General features: G+C 67.5%; 26 protein-coding genes and 2 tRNA genes. 21 read left to right on the top strand and 7 right to left on the bottom strand.

Annotated features, from left to right (window positions below; all coding sequences use genetic code 11):
• Positions 1 to 6 precede the first annotated feature (6 nt).
• The 13 genes from ACWA14_RS11715 (at position 7) to ACWA14_RS11655 (ending at position 14,711) form a co-directional block, all read left to right on the top strand.
• Positions 7 to 3,555, top strand: a complete 3,549-nt coding sequence (locus tag ACWA14_RS11715; protein WP_463793664.1) for a phage tail family protein — start codon at positions 7 to 9, stop codon at positions 3,553 to 3,555.
• 230 nt (positions 3,556 to 3,785) lie between these two features.
• The gene (locus ACWA14_RS11710; protein ID WP_463793661.1) at positions 3,786 to 4,340 is read left to right on the top strand and encodes a hypothetical protein; all 555 of its coding nucleotides are present in this window, start codon (positions 3,786 to 3,788) and stop codon (positions 4,338 to 4,340) included.
• A 297-nt stretch (positions 4,341 to 4,637) separates the two neighbouring features.
• Complete coding sequence (locus ACWA14_RS11705; protein ID WP_463793659.1) at positions 4,638 to 7,664, top strand: hypothetical protein; 3,027 nt, start codon at positions 4,638 to 4,640, stop codon at positions 7,662 to 7,664.
• 67 nt (positions 7,665 to 7,731) lie between these two features.
• Positions 7,732 to 9,555, top strand: coding sequence for a DUF859 family phage minor structural protein (locus tag ACWA14_RS11700; RefSeq protein WP_463793657.1), 1,824 nt, complete (start codon positions 7,732 to 7,734; stop codon positions 9,553 to 9,555).
• Positions 9,556 to 9,558: 3 nt separating this feature from the next.
• Complete coding sequence (locus tag ACWA14_RS11695) at positions 9,559 to 9,750, top strand: hypothetical protein (RefSeq protein ID WP_463793655.1); 192 nt, start codon at positions 9,559 to 9,561, stop codon at positions 9,748 to 9,750.
• Positions 9,751 to 9,752: 2 nt separating this feature from the next.
• Positions 9,753 to 10,580, top strand: coding sequence for a hypothetical protein (locus ACWA14_RS11690; protein ID WP_463793653.1), 828 nt, complete (start codon positions 9,753 to 9,755; stop codon positions 10,578 to 10,580).
• Positions 10,580 to 10,879 carry a hypothetical protein gene (locus ACWA14_RS11685; protein ID WP_463793651.1) on the top strand — a complete coding sequence of 100 codons (300 nt, stop codon included), beginning with the start codon at positions 10,580 to 10,582 and terminating at the stop codon, positions 10,877 to 10,879. Before ACWA14_RS11690 ends, ACWA14_RS11685 begins: the two co-directional genes overlap by 1 nt.
• Positions 10,876 to 11,481, top strand: a complete 606-nt coding sequence (locus ACWA14_RS11680; RefSeq protein ID WP_463793649.1) for a hypothetical protein — start codon at positions 10,876 to 10,878, stop codon at positions 11,479 to 11,481. Before ACWA14_RS11685 ends, ACWA14_RS11680 begins: the two co-directional genes overlap by 4 nt.
• Complete coding sequence (locus tag ACWA14_RS11675) at positions 11,478 to 11,927, top strand: hypothetical protein (RefSeq protein WP_463793647.1); 450 nt, start codon at positions 11,478 to 11,480, stop codon at positions 11,925 to 11,927. Before ACWA14_RS11680 ends, ACWA14_RS11675 begins: the two co-directional genes overlap by 4 nt.
• Positions 11,927 to 12,340, top strand: a complete 414-nt coding sequence (locus ACWA14_RS11670; protein WP_463793644.1) for a hypothetical protein — start codon at positions 11,927 to 11,929, stop codon at positions 12,338 to 12,340. The genes ACWA14_RS11675 and ACWA14_RS11670 overlap by 1 nt, the downstream gene beginning before the upstream one ends.
• A gap of 14 nt (positions 12,341 to 12,354) precedes the next feature.
• Entirely contained in the window at positions 12,355 to 13,776 is a 1,422-nt protein-coding gene (locus ACWA14_RS11665; protein ID WP_463793642.1) for a glycerophosphodiester phosphodiesterase family protein, read from the top strand.
• 258 nt (positions 13,777 to 14,034) lie between these two features.
• Positions 14,035 to 14,424 carry a hypothetical protein gene (locus ACWA14_RS11660; protein WP_463793639.1) on the top strand — a complete coding sequence of 130 codons (390 nt, stop codon included), beginning with the start codon at positions 14,035 to 14,037 and terminating at the stop codon, positions 14,422 to 14,424.
• Positions 14,421 to 14,711: a hypothetical protein gene (locus ACWA14_RS11655; protein ID WP_463793637.1), complete on the top strand. Its 291-nt coding sequence runs from the start codon at positions 14,421 to 14,423 to the stop codon at positions 14,709 to 14,711. Before ACWA14_RS11660 ends, ACWA14_RS11655 begins: the two co-directional genes overlap by 4 nt.
• Before the next feature lie 54 nt (positions 14,712 to 14,765).
• Here the strand turns inward: ACWA14_RS11655 and ACWA14_RS11650 are convergent, their stop codons facing one another.
• Positions 14,766 to 15,062, bottom strand: a complete 297-nt coding sequence (locus ACWA14_RS11650) for a hypothetical protein (RefSeq protein ID WP_463793635.1) — start codon at positions 15,060 to 15,062, stop codon at positions 14,766 to 14,768.
• 33 nt (positions 15,063 to 15,095) lie between these two features.
• Complete coding sequence (locus ACWA14_RS11645; protein WP_463793632.1) at positions 15,096 to 15,665, bottom strand: hypothetical protein; 570 nt, start codon at positions 15,663 to 15,665, stop codon at positions 15,096 to 15,098.
• Between the two features lie 149 nt (positions 15,666 to 15,814).
• Here ACWA14_RS11645 and ACWA14_RS11640 point away from each other — a divergent pair.
• The 3 genes from ACWA14_RS11640 to ACWA14_RS11630 all read left to right on the top strand — a co-directional run bounded on the left by ACWA14_RS11640 (position 15,815) and on the right by ACWA14_RS11630 (position 17,077).
• Positions 15,815 to 15,880: transfer RNA gene (locus ACWA14_RS11640), tRNA-Thr, on the top strand.
• Between the two features lie 79 nt (positions 15,881 to 15,959).
• Positions 15,960 to 16,541, top strand: a complete 582-nt coding sequence (locus ACWA14_RS11635; protein WP_463793630.1) for an isochorismatase family protein — start codon at positions 15,960 to 15,962, stop codon at positions 16,539 to 16,541.
• Positions 16,538 to 17,077 (top strand): DUF1697 domain-containing protein, encoded by a 540-nt coding sequence (locus ACWA14_RS11630; protein WP_463793628.1) that lies wholly within the window; start codon positions 16,538 to 16,540, stop codon positions 17,075 to 17,077. The genes ACWA14_RS11635 and ACWA14_RS11630 overlap by 4 nt, the downstream gene beginning before the upstream one ends.
• Positions 17,078 to 17,117: 40 nt before the next feature.
• On the opposite strand, the gene ACWA14_RS11625 is transcribed toward ACWA14_RS11630, so the two are convergent.
• Entirely contained in the window at positions 17,118 to 17,333 is a 216-nt protein-coding gene (locus ACWA14_RS11625) for a hypothetical protein (protein WP_463793624.1), read from the bottom strand.
• A 25-nt stretch (positions 17,334 to 17,358) separates the two neighbouring features.
• Here ACWA14_RS11625 and ACWA14_RS11620 point away from each other — a divergent pair, with 25 nt between their 5' ends.
• The gene (locus ACWA14_RS11620) at positions 17,359 to 17,880 is read left to right on the top strand and encodes a CGNR zinc finger domain-containing protein (RefSeq protein ID WP_463793622.1); all 522 of its coding nucleotides are present in this window, start codon (positions 17,359 to 17,361) and stop codon (positions 17,878 to 17,880) included.
• 75 nt (positions 17,881 to 17,955) lie between these two features.
• Here the strand turns inward: ACWA14_RS11620 and ACWA14_RS11615 are convergent, their stop codons facing one another.
• The 3 genes from ACWA14_RS11615 to ACWA14_RS11605 form a co-directional block, all read right to left on the bottom strand.
• Positions 17,956 to 18,501, bottom strand: coding sequence for a type 1 glutamine amidotransferase domain-containing protein (locus ACWA14_RS11615; RefSeq protein WP_463793619.1), 546 nt, complete (start codon positions 18,499 to 18,501; stop codon positions 17,956 to 17,958).
• Positions 18,502 to 18,625: 124 nt separating this feature from the next.
• Positions 18,626 to 18,698: transfer RNA gene (locus tag ACWA14_RS11610), tRNA-Lys, on the bottom strand.
• Between the two features lie 165 nt (positions 18,699 to 18,863).
• Positions 18,864 to 19,526, bottom strand: a complete 663-nt coding sequence (locus ACWA14_RS11605; protein WP_463793617.1) for a fasciclin domain-containing protein — start codon at positions 19,524 to 19,526, stop codon at positions 18,864 to 18,866.
• A gap of 207 nt (positions 19,527 to 19,733) precedes the next feature.
• On the opposite strand from ACWA14_RS11605, the gene sigK reads away from it, so the two are divergent.
• The 4 genes from sigK (at position 19,734) to ACWA14_RS11585 (ending at position 22,872) form a co-directional block, all read left to right on the top strand.
• Entirely contained in the window at positions 19,734 to 20,333 is a 600-nt protein-coding gene (gene sigK / locus ACWA14_RS11600; RefSeq protein ID WP_463797439.1) for an ECF RNA polymerase sigma factor SigK, read from the top strand.
• Positions 20,330 to 21,139, top strand: coding sequence for an anti-sigma factor (locus ACWA14_RS11595; RefSeq protein WP_463793615.1), 810 nt, complete (start codon positions 20,330 to 20,332; stop codon positions 21,137 to 21,139). The genes sigK and ACWA14_RS11595 overlap by 4 nt, the downstream gene beginning before the upstream one ends.
• A gap of 29 nt (positions 21,140 to 21,168) precedes the next feature.
• On the top strand, positions 21,169 to 21,798 hold the full coding sequence (locus ACWA14_RS11590) for a DNA-directed RNA polymerase subunit beta (protein WP_463793613.1): 630 nt from the start codon (positions 21,169 to 21,171) through the stop codon (positions 21,796 to 21,798).
• Between the two features lie 189 nt (positions 21,799 to 21,987).
• Positions 21,988 to 22,872, top strand: a complete 885-nt coding sequence (locus ACWA14_RS11585; RefSeq protein WP_463793611.1) for an aminodeoxychorismate lyase — start codon at positions 21,988 to 21,990, stop codon at positions 22,870 to 22,872.
• A gap of 57 nt (positions 22,873 to 22,929) precedes the next feature.
• Here the strand turns inward: ACWA14_RS11585 and pstB are convergent, their stop codons facing one another.
• Complete coding sequence (gene pstB, locus ACWA14_RS11580) at positions 22,930 to 23,709, bottom strand: phosphate ABC transporter ATP-binding protein PstB (RefSeq protein ID WP_463793609.1); 780 nt, start codon at positions 23,707 to 23,709, stop codon at positions 22,930 to 22,932.
• Positions 23,710 to 23,718: the final 9 nt, after the last annotated feature.

Here is a 23,718-nt window from a genome sequence, read left to right as displayed (position 1 = left end):
GCGCGGATGGCTGGTCCCAACCCCGGACGCAACGTAGGTCGACTGTCCATCCGCGTCATCCCGAACACCAACGACTTTCGGCGTGATCTGAAGCGTCGCCTCGAGGCGATCGAGCGCAGCACGTCGATGACGGTGCGCGTCTCGAAGGCGAAGCTCGACAACGCATCCATCCGAGCCGATATCCGCCGGCAAATGGAGGAGTTCAAGGGTCTCGACGCCGCGGTCAACGTCCAGGTCAACGTCGACAAGGCACGGCTCCGGAAGAAGTCGCTCCGTCGCTCCATCCAGGCCCAGTTCGATGAGTTCAGCGACATCCGCGTCGCTATCGCGGCCGAGATCAAGAACAAGGAGCGCTTCGAGAAGGAGGTGCGCGACATGGTGTCGCGCGCGTCCCGCAACAAGGTGAACATCGCCGCGGCCGCGCACACGCTCGCCGCCTCCGGCCAGCTCGCCTGGGTCTCGCGCGACCGGTTCGTCAACCTGATCGTCCGCGTCAGCAAGAAGTCGGTCACGGACGCCCTCGTCACCCTCGCCGCGCTTTCCGGCGCGCGCCTGTCGTGGCAGTGGATCGACGACCTCGCCACATCGATGAAGAACCTCGACAAGAACCTCCCGTCCATCCTCGGCTGGACCACCGGCATCACGTCCCTCGTCGCCGCGTTGTTCGCCGCGACCTCTGGGCTCGTCGGCATCGGACAAGGGCTGTTCTCGATCCTGCCGGCGGCGCTCGTGATCCCGGGGCTCTTTCTGAACGCGGTCGGCTCCGTCACGGCGCTCATCGTCGCCCTACGGAACACCGGCAAGGAGCTCGCCCCCCTCAAGGACGACATGTCCGAGCTGGGCGAGATCATCAACACCGGATTCTGGTCGAAGGCGCGTCAGCCGATCCTTGATCTCGTCACCGGCCTCATGCCGCAGCTCCGCAACGCCTTCAAGGAGCTCTCCACGGGCATCGGCCAGTTCAGCGGCGATCTCGCGAACGCGTTCGCCGTCGAGCTCGACGGTGGCCGGCTCGAGTCGATCTTCTCCGGCATCGCGGAGGGCTGGCGCATCCTGTCGACGGGCGCACCCGCGTTCGCCGGCGCGATGACGTCCCTCTCCCAGATCGCGGCGAAGTACACGCCCCGGCTGGCCCACTGGTTCGTCCGCCAGGCGAACACCTTCGACAACTGGCTCGAGGCCATCTCGACCGACGGCCGGCTCGAAGGGTGGATGGAAGGCGCGATTGCCTCCATGTACGACCTGTGGGATGCCACCACTGGCATCTCCGGTGTGTTCGCCGGTCTGTGGAAGGCGGCGGAAGCCGCGGGCTCCCAGGGTCTCGCCGGGTTCGCCGACATGATGCAGACGTGGGAGCGCGTCGTCAACGGCGCCGACTTCCAGCGCGGCCTCACCGCGGTGTTCCGTGGAGCGCGCGTCGCGATGGGTGCCTTCGGCGACGCTGTGCGCGCGATCGGTCGCCTAGTCGTCGACCTCGACAAGTCCTTCGAGAAGTTCATCGGCTCTGCTGGCATCTTCCTCGGCGGTCTCATCGAAGGTGCGGCGAACGCTCTCAACCAGCCCACGGTCGATAAGGGACTCACGGACCTATCGAACGGCCTGGTGCGTGCGCTCGAGGGCATCCTGCCGCACTTGCCGGCCATCGCATCGACGTTCGGTGGGTTCCTCGGTCTGCTCGGCGACATCGCGGGCACGCTCCTGCCGACAGCCGTCGGGGTGCTCGCGGAACTGATGCCGACGATCGACAGCGTGATCTCTTCGATCCGCAACTCGGGTGTGCTCGAGACGCTCGGCGACGCGGTGACCAACATCGCCCAGCAGCTTGGCCCGGCGCTCGAGGGATTCGCCGATTCGGTTGGTCCCGTTCTCATCGACGCGCTCGTCGGACTTGCCGACGCGCTCGTCGACATCGCCCCGATCCTCGCGAGCCTCATCGACACGCTCGGCGACTGGATCTCGGCGCTGGGGGACTGGTCGAAGTCCAACGGCGAGTTCTTCGACGCTGTCCGCCAGTTCATGGGGTCCGACATCGCCGGCGGCAAGGCGCTCGGCCAGCTTGGGAAGCTCGGGCAGTTCAAGCAGGCGGATGACGGGAACCCGTTCACGGTCGAGGTCAAGTTCGACTTCGAGCGGTACTGGAACGACAGTCGGCTCACGGTGGGCGAGAAGGCGCGTGGCATCGCGACCGTCTTCATGTCCGAGTACGAGCAGGTGCTCGCCTCCGAGGGGCAGGGTGCCGCTGACGCACTCGTGGCGAGCTTCCGTGACATCGAGGGCATTCCGCCCGAGGTCACCGCGAAGATCAACGAGCAGCTTCAGCAGGGGATCACGCTCAAAGACCTCAACCCCGTCGAGCAGAGCTATCTGGACGACGTCGTGTCGAAGGTCAAGGACGCGTGGAAGACCGGCGGCGCCGATGGTGCGGCCGCGATGTGGAAGGAAGTCACGGACTTCAACCTCGCCCCAGGGAACACGGAGAACATGCGGTTGTGGGCAGAGGACGTGCTCCGGGACGCGAACATCACGATTCCCAACCCGACGTTCGACCCGAAGGCGGCAGATACAGTCGCCGCGGAGGCCACGCGCATCGCCGAGCGCATTCGCACCTCGTTCAACAGCGGGAGCAAGAACAAGGCCTGGATGGGCGAGTTCTGGTCTGTCGACCTGGCAACCCGAGCGAAGATCATGTCCGAGCTCGGGGATCTCGCCGACGACGCGCGAGACGCACTCGACATCAACCGCTCCGATCGCAGCGGTCGCACCGGTGGTGGCGGCGGATTCTCTCGCCAGCTCGCGCAGGGCATCACGGCGGGACTTCCTGAGCTGGAAACCTCGATGCGCGCTACGAAGGATGCTGTCACCCGCGGAATGGTCGGGTCGGAGTCGTGGCTCACCCCCGCGGGCACGTCGATGATCGGCGGCATGAAGCTCGGGATTGACGCCCAGATTCCGACGATCACAACCACCATGGCGGGGATGGGCAGCGTGCTCCGCACTGCCATGGCCGGCGCGAGCACGTGGCTACAGCCGACCGGCTCCGCGACGATGCTCGGAATGCAGAGCGGTGCGCTCGCCTCGCGCGGGTCCGTCGTATCGGCATTCGGTGGCGTTCGAGGAGCTGTCGCCGGCACCCTGTCCGGCGCCGGCGGGTGGTTCGTCTTCATCGGCGTCGCCATGATGGCCGGTATCGCACGTGGCGTCGCGGCAGGAAGCGGAATGGTCGCACGTGAAGCGCGATCCGCGGTCAGCCGGGCGGTCAGCGCCGCTCGCGTCGAGGGAGACATCCACTCTCCGTCTCGGCGGACAGAGCGCGAGATCGGCGCGCCGCTGGTCCAGGGTGTCGCTGTCGGCATCAAGCGCAACGCAGACGGCGTCCGCCGGTCGATGGTCGCGGCCATCGACTTCAGCGGTGTCACCGGCTCTGCTCCGACCCTCGGGGCAGAAGGCGGCGAGTCAACATCGCGCGTCGCACTCCACATCCACAACCCGGTCGTCCGTGATCTCCAACAGGAGGCATGGGAAGCCGCTCAGCTCGCAGGGCAGGTAGCAGGATGATCCGAGTCAACGGCATTCCCTTGGACAACCCCGATCTCGGATGGCTGTTCCGGCCCGGATCTGTGCCCTACGCGAGCGTAGAAGCGACGCTCGGGCAGGCGCAGATCAGCGGACGCGACGGAACGGTAGCGACCGCGACGACGATCCAGCCGACCTTCTACCCCCTGAAGGTCGGCACGCCGCCGTCCGGGTGGGCACCACTCATGGCGCTCTTCGGAGCGTCACGCCTGGTGCTCACCCGCGATGACGACGTCAGCGTCGAAGCGGTCGCTCGTTTCGCCTCCAACAGCATCGACAGGGTGCACGCTCGCAACCAGTTCATCGACGCGACGCTCATCGTCGAGGTGACCGGGGCATTCTGGCGCTCGAAGCTCGAGACGACTCCCGCGGTGGTTCTCTCGTCGGCGTCGGTCAGCCTCACCGGTTTCGCTGGCATCTCCGCACCCATCCAGGACGCCATCGTTCGCCTGAAGGGCGCAGGGGCCGGGGTGCAGGTCACCGACCCGTCGGGCGCATGGGTGACCTTCCCGACGGTCCCCGCCGGATCGTACGCTCGCTTCGAATCCGCCACCGGGCGGTGCTTCGTAACGAGCACGGACACGTGGGTGGGCGGGACCGATGTCTCCGGCGAAGTCGACTTCGGCGGGCCGCGCGGATGGTTCGAAATCACTCCCAAGCTGGGCGCGGCGGACCCGCGCATCAGGTCCGCGCAGCTAACGATCACGTCAACCTCGCGCACCGGCGCTGAGGTGGCGGTGCGCGCGAAGAACGCACACACACTGTAAGGAGACGCGATGGGAACCATCCGACTGCGGCTGATGAGCGACGACGGGGCGACCCGTGGCCGAGTTCTGAAGACCTCATCCATTCAGGTGACGCAGTCAGAGTCGTCGACCGCCACCCTCAGCTTCACGGTCCCTGAGGACATCGCCGGCCGACTCGACGCGCCGCTTGTTGTTGCCGTCGAAGACACCACGAACCCGAGCCTCCGCGACGAGCTCTTCATGGTCGACGAGGACGATGGCGACGACAGCGACGCCACGGGCACCGTGAAGTACTCGGGCGAAGGATACGTCCCGTGGATGCTCGCCCGCACCTACCTCCACTGGACGTCATCTGCGAAGAACGGCACGCGCACCTACAAGGCGCAGAACGCCGGCGGCGTGTTCGCGGGGATGATCCTCGAGTCCAAGAACCGGGGGTGGGGGCCATCCATTCAGGTGGACTTCACCACGCTCAAGGACTCTGCCGGAGTCAACTGGACCGCCGACGACAAGGAAGATCTCCCCTTCCAGCTCCTCACGCCGCTCTCGAGCGTGCTGCAAACGCTGACCCTTCAAGGGCTCTGCGACTGGCGCACCGAGGGGCGGAAACTCCGGATGTTCCGAGTCGGGACTGGCGGAGTCGTCCGCACCAACGTGGTCTTCGGCGGGCCCGGCTTCATTCGCAAGCCTGCGAGGACGTCGTTCAAGAACGTCTTCACCCACCTGACCGTGGTTCCGGAGAAGACCCCGAACTGGCTGTACCTCACCAATACAGGCGCCCCCACACGGTTCGGCCGGCTCGAAGCCACGATGACCCAGTCCGGCGTGGACAAGCACTCCACCGCCACGAAGCTGGCCCAGCCGACGCTACTGGACGGGCGCACCGCAAAGCGTGAGTACTCATTCGAGTACGCGCTCACCAAGGGGATGCCGGTCCCGTGGACGGACTTCAACATCGGCGACATCGTCACCACTCGTACCCGCCATGGGAAGCAGCCGAAGCGAGTCGTGGGCATCATCGTCACCGTCCAGGACGAGACCACTGTCCGCGTCATCGTCGGGGACAAGCTCACCACCGCACAGGCCAAGCTCGCCCGCCGAGTCGTGTCCGGCTCCATCGGCGGCACGATCGGAGGTAGCGGGCAGACTTTCCCCGTCGGCAACGCGACGATGTCGCCGCCGGCGGCGCCGACGGGTCTCCACATCGAAGCCAACGCAGGGTCGTGGCGGACTGACGGCACCGCCCAGGCCGAGGTGACGCTGGCATGGGACGCCGTCGTGGTCGCAATGGACGCGTCGGAGATCGACGTCAGCGGCTACGAGGTGTCGGTGCGATCCGGGGCATCGGAGTCGACAATCTTCGCCTCGACTCCGAACCTCTCGGTCACCGCGCGCGAATGGGTTCCCGGGACGAACTACAGCGTGAAGGTCCGGGCGCTCGGATTCGCTGGACAGATCGGCGAATGGTCTCCCGAGATCGTCGTCACTCCCCAGATTCCGGGCCTTATCGTCCCGCGAGCCCCCGTCGGGCTCGCGATCACGTCGAACACGGCCGCATTCGCAGCGGACGGGTCAGCGATCGCGACGGTTACGGCGTCATGGACTCCAGTGACGCGTTCGCTCGACGACAGCCTCGTCGACGTCGCTGAGTACGAGTTCCGTGTCGGGCTGGACACGCAGCGCGTCACTGCTCCCTCGGCGACCTTCACCGTTCCGAGTGGCCGGCAGGTGACGATCTCCGCTCGCGCGCTCACCACCCTCGACGTTTGGGGCGATCCATCGGCCGGCCTGTCGATCACCGGAGCCGCGCCGCCGGCGGCGATCCCGGCGCCCTCGGCGCCGATCCTCACCGCCGGCCTGGGGGGCATCTCGTTCCGATGGGACGGTCTCTCAAGCACTGGCGCGGCGATGCCCGCGGGCTTCGGCCGGATCATCGTCGACTCCGGGCCTTCGGCAACAGGACCGTGGACGACGCTCGGCGCGACGCTCTCTGCTGCCGGCGGAAGTTCGCTGTCCGGCCCGGTCGGCGCCGCGATACACGTGCGGTTCCGATCGTTCGACACCCTGGGCAGGGTCGGCGGCATATCCGCCGTCGCCTCGGCGACGTCGCAGGGCGTAGCGCTCGCAGACATCGCTCCGGACCTCGTCGGATCAATCGACTCGATCCGTATGACAGCGGACGGGAAGAACCGGATCTACACCAGCGCGACCGAGCCGGTCGGTAACCCGACGAACTTGGTAGCGAATCCGCTGCCCGCGGCGACGACGGGCTTCGCGCCCCCTGGTGCGCTCGGCACGATGACGGACGGGACGCTCGCCTTCGAGACGGTCAGCAACGGAGTTTCGACGCCGTACATCTTCTCCGCCGGAGCCACGACGGCAGTACTAGCTGGCGAAGTGGTAACGCTGCTCGCGATCGTCGAGATCGTGGGCGACGTGGCCGGAACGAGCTACACGGTCCGAGCCCACCGTCGCACGGGCAACTTCTACTACCCGTCAGGGGCACAGACCATCGTGGCGAACGGTGCGCCACAGGTGGTGCGCATAGTGTCCACCCTCGCATCGGACGCACCGGCCGGAAGCCTCGATCTCTCGATCGTGCGCGCCGGCACGGGAGCCGCAGGGATTCGGCTCCGCATGGCGAAATTGCTCATCGTGAAGGGTGATTACAAGGGCGGCTTCGTGCAGCGCTTCACCCCTGGCGATCAGTGGTACGTGCTCGACTCTGCTGGCACGTCAATCATCGCGATCCGGATCTGGAATGGTGCCACGTGGTTGCCGTACCAGATCGCAGCGCAGGACATCATCGCGGCGGGCACCATCAAGGGAATGCACGTCGAGGCCAACACCCTCGGCGTGAACCACGTCTCACCAACGTTCGGCGACGATCTGAACCTGTCGGCGAACGAGAGCGTGACGATCATCGTGGGCCGGCAGAACGAGCAGGCCGAGGAGCTCGCGGACGTCGCGGATGGCGTCAGCGGTGCGCAGACGACGGCCGAGGCCGCGTCATCCGCCGCCGGAACAGCCCAAGCAACCGCCAGCGGGGCGGCGAACGCTGCATCTGCTGCGGCCGCGGCGGCGTCCGTGGTCGGGCAGCAGCTCGATCGGCATCAGACCTTCTATCGGTTCGGCGTCGATGGGCTCGCGATCGGCGACCCGAACGTCGCGTCCGAGCTGAGGCTGAAGCCTGACCGGATCGAGATGACGCAGAACAACGTCGTCGTCTCGTACTGGGAGGGCGGAGTGTTCGTCGCGGACGAGGCGCGTCTCGACTCCGCACAGATCGGCAACCACCTATTCACCGCCTACGGCGCGGGACGGACCATCATCCGCCCGCTCTAGGCACACACCGCGGAGGGGCCGAGGCGCACTGCCTTGGCCCCTCCGTCATGCCCGGGAAGGGGAACCGATGGGAACCGTCCGGATCAGTGAGGTCAACAGCGGCCCGGCCACGACCTTCCAGGTTGAGGGTGACTTGCTGTCGCAGTCGAGCGCCGGCAACTACTCCACGGTGCGCTGCTACCTCGTGGCGAAGAACGGTCCGGGTGGCACCACTGGATCCGGCTTCTCCGGGGCGGGATATCAGGCCGGCACGATCGCCGGCGTCAAAGAGTTCGCGCGTCGCTCAGGCACCCCGTTCCTACCCTCGGGCTTCTCAGACGGGGCAACTCGCTGGCGCCTCGGCCCCTACGACGTGCAGGTGCCTCACAATGCGGATGGAACCAGAGAGCCGATTCGATTCGGCATGGTGCTCGACTACGGATCGATCAGCGAGACACTCTTCTCAGGAACGCTGGCGCTGCCGGCGATCGCACGCGCCTCTCGGGCGACCTTCGCCCCGGGTTCGCCATTCGATGCCGGCGTCGCCGTCACCATCAACACCAATCGCGCTTCGTCCTCCTTTACCCACAAGCTCACGCTGAGCTTCCAAGGCGTGTACGAGACCATCGCCGACGGCGTCGCGACGAGCTACTCGTGGACGCCGCCGCTCTCGCTCCTCGAAAAGTTCCCCGACGCGGCATCGGCGACCGGGTTCATCCGCACGGAGACGTGGAACGGCTCGACCTACGTTGGCAGGTACGACACTGTCTTCACTCTTCGGGCGCCCGCGTCGGTCGTGCCCACAGTCAGCGGTGTGACCGTCTCGGATCAGAACACCGACGTCGCGAGCGTGGTTGGAGCTTTCGTTCAGGGCATGTCCCGCGCGAGCTTCTCCGTCGCCGGCGCAGGCGTCTACGGCTCAACCATCACGGATAGCGAGGTGACGTTCCAAGGCGCACTCGTGCCAGCAGGCGCGAGTGTGCTTGTGACGACGCCGGGTAACCTGCCGATCACCGCTCGTGTGAGCGACACCCGCGGCCGGACTGGCTCGGGGACGGCCCCGGTCCCAGTTCTCGCCTACTCCCCACCGTCGGTGACGGCGTACCAGGCGCGGCGCTGCTCGAGCATCGGGGCTGTCGTCGACGATGGTGCGTACCTTCGTGTCGACCTGAGCGGGCAGATCGCATCGCTACTCAACGGAACGCAGAGGAACGCGATCACGGTCCGGGCATTCACCCGACCCCGCGGCGGAAGCGTTTGGACACCGCGCAACGTCATCACCCCGGCGGGGACGAGCTACAACACGTGGTTCCTGATGTCGGGCGGGGGAGTCTTCGCGCCGACGAGCTCGTGGGACGTGCGGGTGCAGCTTCACGATCGTTTCGGAGCCTACGTCGCGGACACGGTCGTTTCCACCGCGGCGGTCGCGCTGGACATGAATGGCACCAACGTCGGAGTGGGGAAAATTTGGGAGCAGGGCGCGCTCGACGTGGCCGGCCAGATCTTCCAAGCTGGCCTCCCTGTGATCGACGCTGGCGACATCGCGACTGAGACCACCGCAGGGATCGCCGAGCTCGCAACCCAGGCTGAGATCAACGCCGGCGACTCAACCCGAATCGCGACGGCAGCTTCCATCCGAAACTCGTCTTGGTCTGCCTTCGCGGAAGCCCGCGGGCAGGCCATCTGCACCGCAACTGGTGTCACCACCGTCACATTCCCGGCAGGGCGATTCTCTGTCCCACCGAATCTGATCGCGACTCCGGTGAACAACAGCACGGTCGGCATGGTCCACATCACCAACAAGACCGCCGTCTCGTTCGAAGCGCGCTTCTTCAGCTACACGGGGGCGCAGATGGCTGGAACTCTCGACTGGTCCGCGTCTCAGGCCGGCGAGAGCTCAGCGGGAGGGTGACGCATGTTCATCATCACGAACCCATTCACAGGGGACGAGACCATCCTCCCGGCCGTCACCGTTTCCTGTGCGCAGGAAGCGTGTGGGAACGCCGGTATCGAGTTCACGGTGCCCGAAAGCGCAGTCCAGTGCGGCGCGTGCGGCGAATGGATCATCCCGCCGCCCCCTGAGGCGACGACAGACAACGAGGAGTAGCCATGGGAATCAGCTTCGTCGGCGGTGCGTACAACCGCGCGGCCGGAACACGCAACGCGTTCGACGCGCTGTCGGACGAGCTCGTGAGCGAGGGACACCCGCCGATGGTCTCGCTGTCCGGGGACCGTGAGCCCGATGTGCAGGAGCGCCTCTGGTACGAGCGGATGACGCTGGCGCCCGAGAACCGGCGCGTCTACGGATACCGCTGGTGGGAGGGGCGGAAGTGGTTCCAGATCCACCCGGACACCGTTGCCCCGCCCCGCTCGAGCAACCATGAGGCCCGCCGATCGAACGACCTCAAGTGGCCCTACAACTCGAACACGGCAGCGGCGCGGCGCGCCAAGGTGCTCGCGAGGAAGCACGACATCACCCGCGAGGGCGAGGCATTCGGCGAGCTGTGGCACTGGACCTTCTGGGGCGCGCTCGGACACATCGACAACCCGTCGGCAAGCGGCGGATCTATCAGTCCCGAGGAGGACGAAATGAGTGCAGAAGCAGAGCGACAGATCAAGGCGCTCCACGACGCGGTCTTCCGCGGCGGGAACAGCATGAAGGACAACGGCGCGTCGATCTCCGACAGCCTTGGCCGGATCGCTGAGGCCACGAAGCCGATCACGATCGGTGGCACGCAGAAGAGCATGCGTCAGGTGATTGCCGATACGCGCCTGTCGGCCGCGCGAGTCGAGGCGCAGAACGCCGCACTGACAGCCGCCGTGCAGTCGCTCGCGACCGCGCAGGGCGCCGATCCCGCCGCGATCCTCCGGGCCGTCCAGAACGGCGTCGAGAACGCGATGCGAAAGGTCACCTTCTCGGCGGATGTCGACGGGTGATGACAGAGCCGGAACCCACCGGCTGGGAGCTGATGCGTGCGATGCGCGAGCTTCGCTCTTCCGTGGACAAAGTCACGGCCGGCATGGTCACGCAAGCGCTCTTCGCCGCCGCCCAGCAGGCGCAGAAAGAAACCGACGATCGGCAGAACTCACGCCTCAAGCAGCTCGAGGACGACCGTGACGCTGAGCGCAAGACGAAGGCGCAGCAGTGGTTCGCGATCGGACTGTCGGGCCTCGGCGTGATCGGCACGATCATCGCCGGCATGGTCCTCTTCGCGCTGAAAGGAGGAATCGGATGAGCACGGTGAACAGCACCCGATTCTGGCGCACGGCAACAGCCGGCATCGTTGTCCTCTCCATCCTCCTCGTCGGGGCTGGCGGCGCGTACCTTGCTGTGGCGAACAGCGAGCTTCGCGTGCAACTGAGCGCGTCCCAGCAGAACGCGCAGAGTCTCTACGAGCAGCTCCTCGCCGAAGGCGTGGAACCCGAAGGTGAAGCACCCGACCAAGTCAGCACGGTCACGCCGCTGAACGGCCGCGATGGTCGCGACGGCACGGACGGAGCGCGCGGCCCCGGCCCCACCTCCCAGCAGGTACTCGACGGCATTCAGCGGTGCTTCACAGCCGGGGTCTGCACCGCCCCCAAAGGCGACGAAGGTGCCCCCGGCACCGATGGCGCTGACGGAGCCGATGGCGCGGACGGCGCGCGCGGCGCCGACTCCACCGTTCCGGGCCCCGCCGGAGCCGCCGGCGTGGGCATCGCGAGCATCGCGTGCCTCGACGACGGCATGTGGCAGTTCGTCATGACCGACGGCACCACTCGCGACGTTCCCGGCCCCTGCCGGTTCGTCACCCCTCTCGACCCCAACACTCAGAATCCAGAAGGAGATCCCACACCATGAACGCATTTGCCCGCTTCTTCACCGCCGAGCGGCGTCAGCTCATCCAGGCCTTCCTGGTCACCCTCGCGCCTCTCGCGATCATGTTCGGCTACGGCACCGAGGGGACGTGGGAGCAACTGCTCATCATCGCCGGCGCCGTCATCGGGGCGATCGCATCGCTCCTCAACCTCCTCAACGTCCGAGTCTCCGACTGGGCAACGCAGGGATGGGCCATCGTGCGAGCCGCCGTCTACAGCTTCGGCACTGTCGTCTCGCCGGCGCTCGTACTCCTCGGCTTCTACGGCGAAGACGTGAACACGCAGATCCTCACCGCGCTCTCGATCGGCCTCACCACGCTCTCTTCCGCCATCGCCATCTTCGCCAGCGGACAGCAGGCGCGGGTCGTCGTCATGACGCAGTGGACCGACGGCACCTGGCAGGCGCCGCGAGCGGTCGAGGGCGCCTGATGGCCGTCCGTCTCGCCGCGGCCACTCGTTCCGCGGCCACTGATGCGATCGTCGATCTCATCGATGCCGGGAGCGGCGCCGGCACGATCAAGATCTATACCGGCGCGCAGCCCGCGTCGGCGTCATCCGCCGCGACGGGAACCCTTCTCGGCACCCTGACGATGACCGACCCGGCCTTCGGGAACGCCGCATCCGGTGTTGCGACCGCATCCCCGATCGCCGGCGACTCATCCGCGGACGCCTCCGGCACCGCCGCGTGGGCACGCATCGCGGACTCCACCGGCAACACGGTGCTCGACTGTGCGGTGACGGCTTCCGGAGGCGGCGGCGACCTGCAGCTCGACAAGGTTGCCATCATCGAGGGCGGCGCGATCAACGTCACGTCGCTCACGGTGACGATGCCCGCAGGCTGAGGAGGGGGTCGATCGTGGCTGAAAACCCCTACTGGGTCGCGGCGATCGACCCGCTCCCGCTGGCGGAACAGTCCGACCGCATCACCTTCCCGAAGCCGACCAGCGGCTTGCAGGATGGCGACGTCCTCGCAGTGCCCATCCGGTCACAGGCAGTGCGCAACGGCGAGATCGGCCTGCCGTCTGGATTCCAGCGCGGCGGGCTCGGCTCCGTGCCGAATGACCGTTCGCAGGGCATCTTCATCAAGGTCATCACGAAGGTCGCAGACGAGACCGCGACGTCCTACACGTTCACCGGCCTCTCCACCGGGGCGTCGCGCATCATCGGCAAGATGCGGGTGCTCCGCGGCGTCGACCTCGCACACCTGATCGATGGTGGCGTCGCGTACGACGCTGACGCGAGCCTCCCCGCAACCAACGCCGGCGGGCTCCCGTTCATGGCGGTGGCTCTGTTCGACGGTGAGTTCACCGGTGGAGTCTCCGTGACCCCGACGTCGACACCGTCGGGGTTCGCGGTCGACCTCATCGCGCAGACGGCAGGCGGGAGCTCCCCGGCGCCCATCACCCCCAACTCATCGACGACCGGCTCGCGGACTGGACTGGTGCTGCTCTCGAAGCGGTTCACCGACACCACGGCCGTGCCCTTGCTTCAGCCCGCGTGGGGGAACGGCGGCAACCCAACCGATCCGAAGAGCGCACTGTGGCTCGTTCGCGGCAAGGTGGACGCATCCGCGCCGCGCGGCTTCAACTCGGTCGCCGAGATGCGCGAGCGAAAGGGTGCGACGTGGGGGCACCGCGGGGGCTCGGCGTCGTACACCGAGCACTCTCTCGCCGCATACGCCGCGGCCGCCGCGCGCGGCTACGGGGTGCTCGAGCTGTCTCTGCAGCGCACGAGCGACGGCGTCTGGTTCGGATGCCATGACCTCGACCTCGCGCGGGTGACCGGCAACCCGGCGCTCACACAAGAGGTGCGGACGATGACGTGGGCGCAGGCCAACTCGTACCAGATGACGGTCGGCAGTCAAGCGCCGCAGCCGTTCATGCGCTGGCAGGACTTCATCGCCGCTGGCTACGGGACCACGCACGTGCTCGTCCTCGACCCGAAGAACAGCGTCGGCACACACCAGGCAGAATTTCTCGCGATGGTCGCCGCATCCGTTGATCCGGCCCGCGTCATCATGAAGTGGGCCGGCGGGCTGACCTCGTTCGCTGACGCGGCGAAGGCGGCAGGGTCAAGACGGCCGGCTACTGGTACCAGGCCGACTACGACAACGGGAACCTCGCTGCTCAGGCCGCGTCGTGGGACTGCCTCGGCATGGACTACACCGCGGGCACCGCGTGGACCGGCCCCGGGAACATCGTCGAGCTCGCGGCCATGCAGGGCAAGAAGGTCTGGGCGCACATCGTCCCGACCCAGGCGGCGTACGACCTCGCGATGAGCAAGGGCGCCGACATGGTCCAGGTGTCGGGCGTCGGCGTCGTCGCGCCCGTATCGGCCTGGACGTCGGATATCGCTCCCTGCCCTGACGGCATCCGGAACCGGCACGTCGACGCCGCCCGGTGTCGCCGGATCGGGCGGCTTGATGCTCCCAGCTCTGGAAGCCGCGGGTGCCGGAACGACCTCAGCCCCGACATCGACAGGTGCCGGCGCTATCGTGCTCCCGACGCTCACCGCGGCCGGCGGAGGATCTACGTCGGTGCCGATCTACACGGGCGTCGGCGATCTCACCTTGCCGGCGTTGCAGGTCGTTGGTCTCGGCGCGGAGGCTCCGCCGGTATTCGTCGCGGTCGGAGACCTGACGCTCCCGATGCCCACCGCATCCGGCTTCGGATCAACGGACGCCCCCACGGGTGCAACGGGCTCGGGGGATCTTTTGCTCCCCGCGCTCTCCGTGGCGGCATCCGGATCGACCGAGCCGCCCGTCGCAGCCGGGGTCGGCGCTCTCACGCTGCCCGCACTGCGGGTGCATGGTGTGGGCGCGACCGGACGCAGCGACCCATTCCCCGAGCATCGCACCCTCGTCGGCCTGGCCGCACCGCGCCTGCTCGAGTCCGTGACCATCACCCGAACGTTGGAGGACGCATGACCGTCGTCAAGGCAGGAGACCGCACCGCAGTGCGGTGGAAGGCGAACGCGGATCTCGCGGGAGCATCGGTCGCGCTCTTCGCCGAGCTGGCCGGGACGGCTGAGGCCATCCCGCTCGACGTGACCGTAGTCGACGAGGCGCAGGGCATCGTGCAGCACACGCTCACCGGTGATCTTGCCGTCGGCACGTATCGAATCGAGCTGAAGGTGCGCCGCGGGACCGACGACCCCGTGACCTTCCCGAACGAAGGACACGCTCGACTCATCGTCAAGCGCGCCATCGCATGAATGAACCCCCTCTCTCGCCACCCGGCGAGGGAGGGGGTTCTTCTGCGTCCGCGGTCAGCTCAGGCGCGGGGTGCTGTGCGCCGGCATCCCGCGGCGATGCGCACCAACAGCGATCCACGGCTTAACACCAGGGAGCTCCCGGAGCGCGGTCGTCAGGATGCGGTTGTGGTCGTCCTCGAAGTACCCCACCCAGATGCCGACCGACTCGGCCAGGATGTCATCTCGGGTGTCGGCCGTAGCGCGCAGCTCCGCGATGACCGGGGCCGGATCTGTCGCGTATCGGTTGCGGGTGCAGATCGCGTCTAGTCGGACGCTGAGCGCGATCTCGGGAGAGAGGCCTCTCGATGGCATGCCGGTATCCCTTCTCCGGCCGAGGCCGTAATTCTACGCGTCCGGTTGGGGCGTGCTCACGCGCCCGCCCGGCCACTGCGTGAACCTCTCATACCGCTTTAGTTCGTCCGCCCCCGGCTCCTCGCCGCGCGCGTACGCCGCGCTGACCTCGTACCCGGCTCGAAGGATCGGCCCAACGATGATGGATGAATGGACCCCCGCGAGACCGCCTTCAACAGACAAGCTCTGATGGTAGGCGCGGAGGACGCGGCCGAGCCGGTCGCGAGCTATGCGATCGGGGATGAGGCTGATAGCTAGCTTGAGCTCGCTCGTTTCGGGCCCGTGAAATCGCTCCTCGAGCAGTGCGTCGACCTTTTCCATCTGCCCGCGAATGTCAGGGTCGTCGCGGTCGATCCGGATTCTTCCGGTCTCATCCATCTCTTTGCTGAAGAGCTTCGTGACCAGGAGGGCGGCGTGTCGAAGGTGAGCCCCGCGCTCAGCCTCGACTGCGAGAGATCGATCCCGTTCGGACTGTTTCGCCGTCGCGCGTTGGGTGAGGGCGACACCTCCCAGCGAGCCGCCAACACCGATGAGGCCGGACAACACCACCGAGAGCCATTCCATGCTCCGACCATAGCGGCCCTCAACCGCAGCGCCGTCGCCGCGTGCCGAGTGAGCGAGCGCCCGGTGGCGGCACTGTCGCCATGTGTGCACCCGTGTGTACCAATCTCCCCAATCTCAGGGATAGACTGGCGGCAATTCAAGGGTTTGTGGGGTGCTGAACGGTGCGAACCGTCTCACTCGTAATGAGAAGGTCGTCAGTTCGATTCTGACAAGCGGCTCCGAAGGCCCCGAGGTGTGCAGACACCCGGGGCCTTTCCCGTGCACGGGCGCCGGCGGCGGGGTTACTCTCGAAGCATGAGCAGAGCGCTGTTGATCGTCGACGTGCAGAACGACTTCACCGAGGGTGGTGCCCTGGCCGTCGCGGGCGGGGATGCCGTGGCCTCCGCCGTCTCCGAGTTCCTGGCCGGGCATGCCGGCGATTACGACCTGATCATCGCCTCCCGGGACTGGCACGATGCCGACGGTGACAACGGCGGTCACTTCGCGGAGGCTCCGGATTTCGTCGACACCTGGCCCGTGCACTGCGTGGCCGGAACGTCGGGCGCCGACTACGACCCCCTGCTGGTGACCGACGCGGTCACCCATCACGTGCGCAAGGGGCAGGGGAAGCCGGCGTATTCGATGTTCGAGGGGATCACGGATGCCGGGGTGACCGTCGGTGCCGTGTTGAGCGCCGCGGGTGTCGTGCACGCCGACGTCGTCGGCATCGCCACGGATCACTGCGTGCGGGCCTCCGCGCTGGATGCCGTGGCGCACGGCGTCCGCGTGCGCGTGTTGACCGATCTCACCGCGGGGGTCGCGCCCGCATCGAGCGAGTCGGCACTCGCCGAGCTCGCGCACGCCGGAGCGGAGCTGATCGACAGCGCCGACGCATGAGCCGCAGCGTGCTGCTGCTGCGTGCCGTGAACGTCAGCGGACGGAACAGTGTGCCCATGGCCCGCCTGCGCGAGATCCTCGCGGCCGAGACCGACCTGACCGGCGTCTCGACCTACATCGCCAGCGGCAACATCCTCTGCGACGAGCCGGCGGACCCGGTCGCGGCCTGTGCCCTCGTGCGCCGGACGATCGCCCAGGCGTTCGAGGTGGACACGCCGGTGATCCATCGCAGCCACGAGCAACTCGTGGCCTCCGAGGCCGCGCAGCCCTTCCCCGAGGGCGATCTGCGCTTCGTGCACGCGATGTTCCTCGAGCGCGAGCCCGCGGCCGATGCGCTGGAGAAGCTCGAGGATCGACGGCGCCCCGCGGAGCGACTCGCTCTGCGCGGCGACGATCTGTGGATCGACTACGGCGACGGCGGTGTGCACTCCACGCGCCTCACCACGGCGGTGCTCGATCGCGCTCTGGGGGTGTCCGGCACCGCGCGCAACCTGCGCACCGTGCGCACGCTCATCGAGCGGACTGCGGGAGGCTGATCTCCCGCGAGGGCATTCCGTCGCGGCGTGGTCCGGGCGTTCAGCCGCGTGCGTCGCCGAGTTCTCGGCTCGATGCCGTCGGAGGGAGCTGCGGGTGCGCCTGCAGGTCGACCCGTCGTGCGGCGCAGCCGCTGCAGCGCACGTAGAGCACGTGGCCCTCGCTCGTGGGGTGACGCGATTCGACGAGCCAGGCGTGCTCGTGGACGGCCGTGTGTGCGGGGATGCGGGGGATCGGGAGCGTGTGCAGCGAGGTCATGCCTCCAGCGTGATGTAATGCCCTTATGCATCTCAACCCTTACGGCGAGTACGCCGTGCTGCTCGCGACCTCCCTCGCGAACGACTGGCCGGCCGACCGCGCGGGCATCGAGGCGCGCACGCTCGAGATGGGCATGACCATGACCTTCCCGCCCGCACCCGACGATCACGAGCGGATCCGTGCGGTGATCGACGACTGGCTGGAGATCGTCGACGAGGCGGATCACGACGCACGGGCGGCACGGCTCAACGCGCACCTCGCCACGGCCGCGGCGTATCCGCGTCTCACGAATCACGACGGAGAAGGATGGCACCTGCACTACCGCGACGATGTGCCCTCGCTGCCGTTCGTGCTGAGGGCGGTCATCAGCCTGGGGACCTCGTTGCATCTGGTGACGCGGGGGATGGGCCGGCTCGGGCGGTGCGAGGCGGACCCGTGCACCCGGGTCGTGGCGGATGTCACACGCAACGGCCGGCAGCGGTTCTGCTCGGTGCGGTGCGCGAACCGGGCAGCCGTCCGGCGGCACCGGGCGCGCGGCAGCGCCTGAGGACGCAGGGGGCATGCAGAGACAGCCGCCCCTCCGAGGAGGAACGGCCGTCTCTGTGCGGGAGGAGTCAGCGCATCACGCCGTCTGGCCGGAGTGCTGTCCCTCGCCGATCTCCTCGATCAGCTTGGCGTTGAAGGCCGGCAGGTCGTCGGGGGTGCGGCTGGACACGAGGCCCTGGTCCACGACGACCTCTTCGTCGACCCAGCTCGCACCGGCGTTGCGCAGGTCGGTCGCCAGGCTCGGGTAGCTCGTGAGGGTACGGTCGCTGACGACATCCGCCTCGATGAGGATCCAGGCGCCGTGGCAGATCACGCCGACCGGCTTGTGCTGCTCGAAGAAGGCGCGGGCGAACGCGATCGAGTCCTTGTCGAGACGCAGGTGGTCGGCGTTCACGACACCGCCGGGGAGCACCAGCGCCTCGAAGTTCTCGGCGCTCGCCTCCGCTGCCGTCAGGTCGACCTTCTGCTCGTGGCCGTTCTTGCCGGTGATGGTCGATCCCTCGGGGGCCACCATCGTCGCGCTGGCCCCGGCGCCGGTCACGGCCTCCCACGGGCTCGTCAGCTCGCTGTCCTCGAATCCGTCGGTCGCCAGGAATGCCACTCGGCTGTTGAGGTTCGTCATGATCCGTCCTTCCGTGGGGGAGAGTCCCGTTTTCCGGGAACATCTCGACCCTCGCGCATGCGGCAGGAAGAGTGAAGGGGGTGGCCGGATGAGCCGACGGATGCTACGGATCGTCGCTGTGCGGTGGGCCCCGTGGGGCTCGAACCCACGACCCGCGGATTAAAAGTCCGATGCTCTGCCAACTGAGCTAGAGGCCCGCACGACCAGTCTAGGGCGCAGAGAAGGGCCGTCGGTGACAGTGTCACCGACGGCCCTTCTTGTCTTCCCGAGGGCCTCCCCGCCTACGGGAAGACTGTGGGAGCCGAGGTTCCTTCTCGGCGGGATGCCGGGTGTCCCATCCCGGCGATCCGTCTACTGGCTACTTACGCAGCCGGGGGCATCAGCACCGAGTCGATCAGGTACACGGTCGCGTTGGCGGTCATGACGCCACCGCAGATGACGTTCGCGTCGTTGACCATGATGCTGTCGCCGCTGCCGGTGACCTCGACGTCCGCACCCTGAACGGTGGCGTGCGTGCCCTCGATCTCATCGGGAGCGATCTGGCCGGGGACCACGTGGTAGGTCAGGATCGAGCTCAGCGTGGCGCTGTCGGTCTTGAGAGCCTCGATCGTGGCGGGGTCGATCTTCGCGAACGCGTCGTCGACCGGCGCGAAGACGGTGAACTCGCTGCCGTTCAGCGTGTCGACCAGGTCGACGTCGGGGTTCAGCTGACCGCTGACTGCGGCGGTGAGGGTGGTGAGGAGCGGGTTGTTGGATGCGGCGACCGCGACCGGGTCAGCGGCCATGCCGGAGACCGATCCCGCGCCGTCCGGCACTTCCTCGGCGTATGCGGCGCAGCCGGGGCCGACCAGGTTGGCGGCCGGGTCCATCGTGTCGGGGGTGGACTCCGACGTCTCGGGAGCCATCGAGGGCTCCATGCTCTCGTCACCGGCGTCGCCAGTGGAACCTGAACACGCGGAGAGCATGAATGCTCCGGCCAGCGTGAGGGTGAGGGCTGCGGTGACCTTCTTCTTGGTGCTGAACATCTCGAACCTCCGGATATTGTGCCCCGGCGTTTCCGTGGCGTTGACGGCTGTTCGGAGCCCCGCTCGCATCGGATGGGAGAAATCGAGAAGTTTTTTCGAACTGGTCGATTTCGGTTCGATCACGGAGTCCGGGACCGGGCGCCGGAAATGCCGCGAATCGCCTGTTCGCGGGCCCGCCCGTGCACGAGATTCATCAGGAAATGCGGCATGCTTATAAGGATGGTCATCGATGGAATGGACGTGCCCGAGGATGGGCCGGCGAGCGACGCGGTCGCCGACTTGCTCGTGCGTGTCGCCGGCGGCGACCAGATCGCCTTTGCAGAGCTGTACGACACGCTCTCCTCGCGCGCGTTCGGTCTCATCCTCCGGGTGCTGGTGAACCGCTCGCAGAGCGAAGAGGTGCTGCAGGAAGTTTTTCTCGAGATCTGGCAATCCGCGTCCCGGTTCGCTCCGAACAAGGGCCAAGGACGAACATGGGTGATGACCATCGCACATCGTCGGGCCGTGGATCGGGTGCGTGCATCGCAGTCGAGCGCAGACCGTGATGTGCGGGCAGGTCTCAGGGACATCGGCGTGGCACACGACAGTGTCGCCGAGCAGGTGGAGCTGGGGATCGACGGCGAGAAGGTCGTCGATGCACTGTCAGGGCTTCCTGAGGTTCAACGCGAAGCGCTCGTCCTCGCCTACTACGGCGGCTACAGCCAAAATGAAATATCAGTGCTCGTGGGAGCACCACTGGGAACGATCAAGACACGGATGCGAGATGGCCTGAGCCGTCTCCGAACGGCGATGGGGGTGACAGCATGAATGAGAACGACTTCGCGGAACTCGCGGCAGGCGCCGCTCTGAATGCGCTGTCCTCCGAGGATCGCGATCGCCTCCGCACCGCACTCATCGCCCACCCGGAGTGGGCATATCTCGTCGAGGACGACGGGGAGACGGCAGGAGTTCTTGCCATGACTGCAGTTCCGGTATCTCCGCCCCCCTACATCCGCTCCGCTCTGCTCGCCCGCATCGCGATGACGCCGCAGGACGGCAGCTCCTCCGATGCCGAGGAGCACGTCGCATCGGCGCATGTCGCCGACCCTGCGGCTTCGGCCGACGGCGCGGCAGCGATGGCCCCCGAGGGCCCCTCGATCCTGTCCCGACCCCCGCGGCGCTGGACGCGGTCGATCCTCGCGCTCGCCGCCTGCCTCGCCCTCGTGGTCGGTATCGGCATCGGCGCGGCCGCGATCAACAACGTCATGAACCGCCCAGCCGCCGTGGTCGCCCTCGAGCAGATCCAGTCCGCCGGAGATGCGCAGCAGGCGTCCATCTCACTCGCCGACGGCGGCAGGGCCACGGCCCACTGGTCGGCATCGACGGGCACGGCCGTCCTGGTGACCGACGGTATCCCCGCGGCCGCCGACGGCGAGACCTACGAGCTCTGGTTCGTGCGGGGCGAGACCCCCATCGCCGCCGGCGTCTTCGACACCGAGGACGGGAACGCGACCGCCGTTCTCGCGGGCGAGATGCACTCCGGCGACGTGATCGCCGTGACCGTCGAGCAGGCCGGAGGCTCCCCTTCGGGACAGCCGACCACCGATCCGGTCATCGTGATCCCGACGGCCTGACGCCCCCGCATCGCGGGTAGCCTGGTTCGATGCCCGAGCAGCATCACCGCCCCGTCCATCGCCCGTCGAGCTCCTTCGACAACATCGTCGCCCCCCATGATCCGGCCGAGGAGACGCGCGTCGCGCATGCCACGGCGTCTGCTCTGCTGACGCGGGTGCGGGCCGACGAGAGCGGGGTGAGCGCGGATCGCCTGGTGGCCTTCACCGCCGAGCACGGCATCGATGAGATCGCGGAGCTGTGGTCGAAAGCGCCGGCGCGCACGCTTCCCGGTGCCCTGTGGCGGCTGTATCTGCTGCAGTTGGCGATCCACTCCGATGCCCGCACGGCGGCTCTGCTGTACGAGCGCGGCCGAGTGGAGCTGCCGTCGGCGGATGCCGTGATCGCCGGCGCACCCGTGCCCGCCGACCCGGACGAACTGGTGGCGCTGATCGACATGATCCTGCGCGGCGCCTTCCGAGGCGACTTCGCGGTGGCGCTCGAACGCGCGGCGGCTTTTTGCCGGCTGCAGGCCTCGGGCGCCACGCATCTCGCCGACGACTACGAGCCGACCGAGCCGTCGCGGGCGAGCGAGCTCACGACCCGCGCCCTGCGCTTGAGCAGCTACGGGCAGGACCTCTCGGCCGCGTCGACGCTGTGGCGGGCAGGGGCATTGACCTGACCCGACGGCGAGCGGAGGAGAGGCTCCGGTCGGACCACGCTCCCGGGCAGGAGAAGACCGGGCCGCAATAACGCCTCACGGCGGAAGGCCGCTCGAAGCGGCAAAAAATGGAGCCCGGGGTTATGCGGCCCGGCCACTCCATTGTAACGCGAGCGAGCGGAGGCTATTCCCGACGTCTAGGCTCAGAGCATGACCCGGCGCTTCGCACTGATGATCGATCCCGTCGCGGCGGATGAGAGCCGCGACGACTACGCAGACACGTTCACGCGCGTGGATGCCGCCGCCCCCGCACTCAGCGTCGGCGAGTTGAGCACGCAACGCGGCGACGGCGTGTTCGAGTCGATCGGGGTGATCGACGGGCATGCGCAGGAAGTGCTTCCGCACCTCGACCGGCTCGCGCACTCCGCACGCCTGTGCGACCTCCCCGTGCCGCACGCCGAGCAGTGGCGACAGGCCATCGAGAGGGCCGCCGCCGAGTGCGGACAGGGCGAATCCGTCATCAAGCTGATCCTGAGCCGGGGCGTCGAGCACGGCCCCACCCCGACCGCCTGGGTCACCGCGGCGCCCGCGGCCGACTTCTCCGCCGTGCGCGCGAGCGGCATCCGCGTCGTCACTCTCGACCGCGGCTACGATCTCGGTGCGGCTGAGCGCGCACCCTGGCTGCTGCTGGGCGCCAAGACCCTGTCGTACGCGGTCAACATGGCGGCTCTGCGCGAGGCTCACCGCCGCGGGGCCGACGATGCGATCTTCCTCTCCAGCGACGGTTTCGTGCTCGAAGCGCCCACCGCCTCGTTGATCCTGCGATTCGGCGATCGGTTCGTGACACCCGCCCCGAACGGCGGCATCCTGCACGGCACCACTCAGCTCAGCGTCTACGAGTACCTCGCCGATCGCGGCTTCGAGGTGGGCTACGACCGCATCCCGGCATCCGAGCTGCGCCAGGCGGATGCCGCCTGGCTCGTGTCCAGCGTTCGTCTGGCCGTCTCGATCACCGCGATCGACGGCGTGGAGCTGACCGCCGATCAGGAGCTCACCGGGGAGCTGAACCGCTACCTGCTCTCGCCGCGCGACTGAGGATGCACGAAGGGCCCGGAGCCGAAGCCCCGAGCCCTTGCGTCCGTCAGCGGGAACTCAACCGAAGCGGCCCGAGACGTAGTCCTCGGTCGCCTGCACCGACGGCGTGGTGAAGATCGACGTGGTGTCGTTGTACTCGATCAGCTTGCCGGGCTTGCCGGTGCCGGCGATGTTGAAGAACGCCGTCTTGTCGGAGACGCGCGACGCCTGCTGCATGTTGTGGGTGACGATCACGATGGTGAACTCGTTCTTGAGCTCGCCGATCAGCTCCTCGATCGCGTAGGTCGAGATGGGGTCGAGCGCCGAGCAGGGCTCGTCCATGAGCAGGACCTCGGGGGAGACCGCGATGGCACGTGCGATGCACAGACGCTGCTGCTGGCCGCCGGACAGACCCGATCCCGGGCGGTCGAGGCGATCCTTGACCTCGTTCCAGAGATTGGCGCCGGTGAGGGACTGCTCGACCAGAGCGTCCTGGTCGCTCTTCGACATGCGGTTGTTGTTGAGCTTCACGCCGGCGAGCACGTTCTCCTTGATCGACATCGTGGGGAACGGGTTCGGACGCTGGAAGACCATGCCCACCTGACGGCGCACGAGCACCGGGTCGACGCCGGGGCCGTAGAGGTCGTTGCCGTCGAGCAGCACTTCGCCCTCCACGCGGGCTCCGGGGATGACCTCGTGCATGCGGTTCAGCGTGCGCAGGAAGGTCGACTTGCCGCAGCCGGAGGGACCGATGAAGGCGGTGACGCTGCGGGGCTGGATGTCGAGGGACACGCCTTCGACCGCGAGGAAGTTGCCGTAGTAGACGTTGAGGTCGTTGACTTCGATGCTCTTGGACACGTGGGTTCC

It is taken from the genome of Microbacterium sp. TW_SC_2, assembly GCF_055361165.1.
Note: the sequence above shows the minus strand (reverse complement) of the source record. Positions and strands in the feature narration are given on the sequence as shown.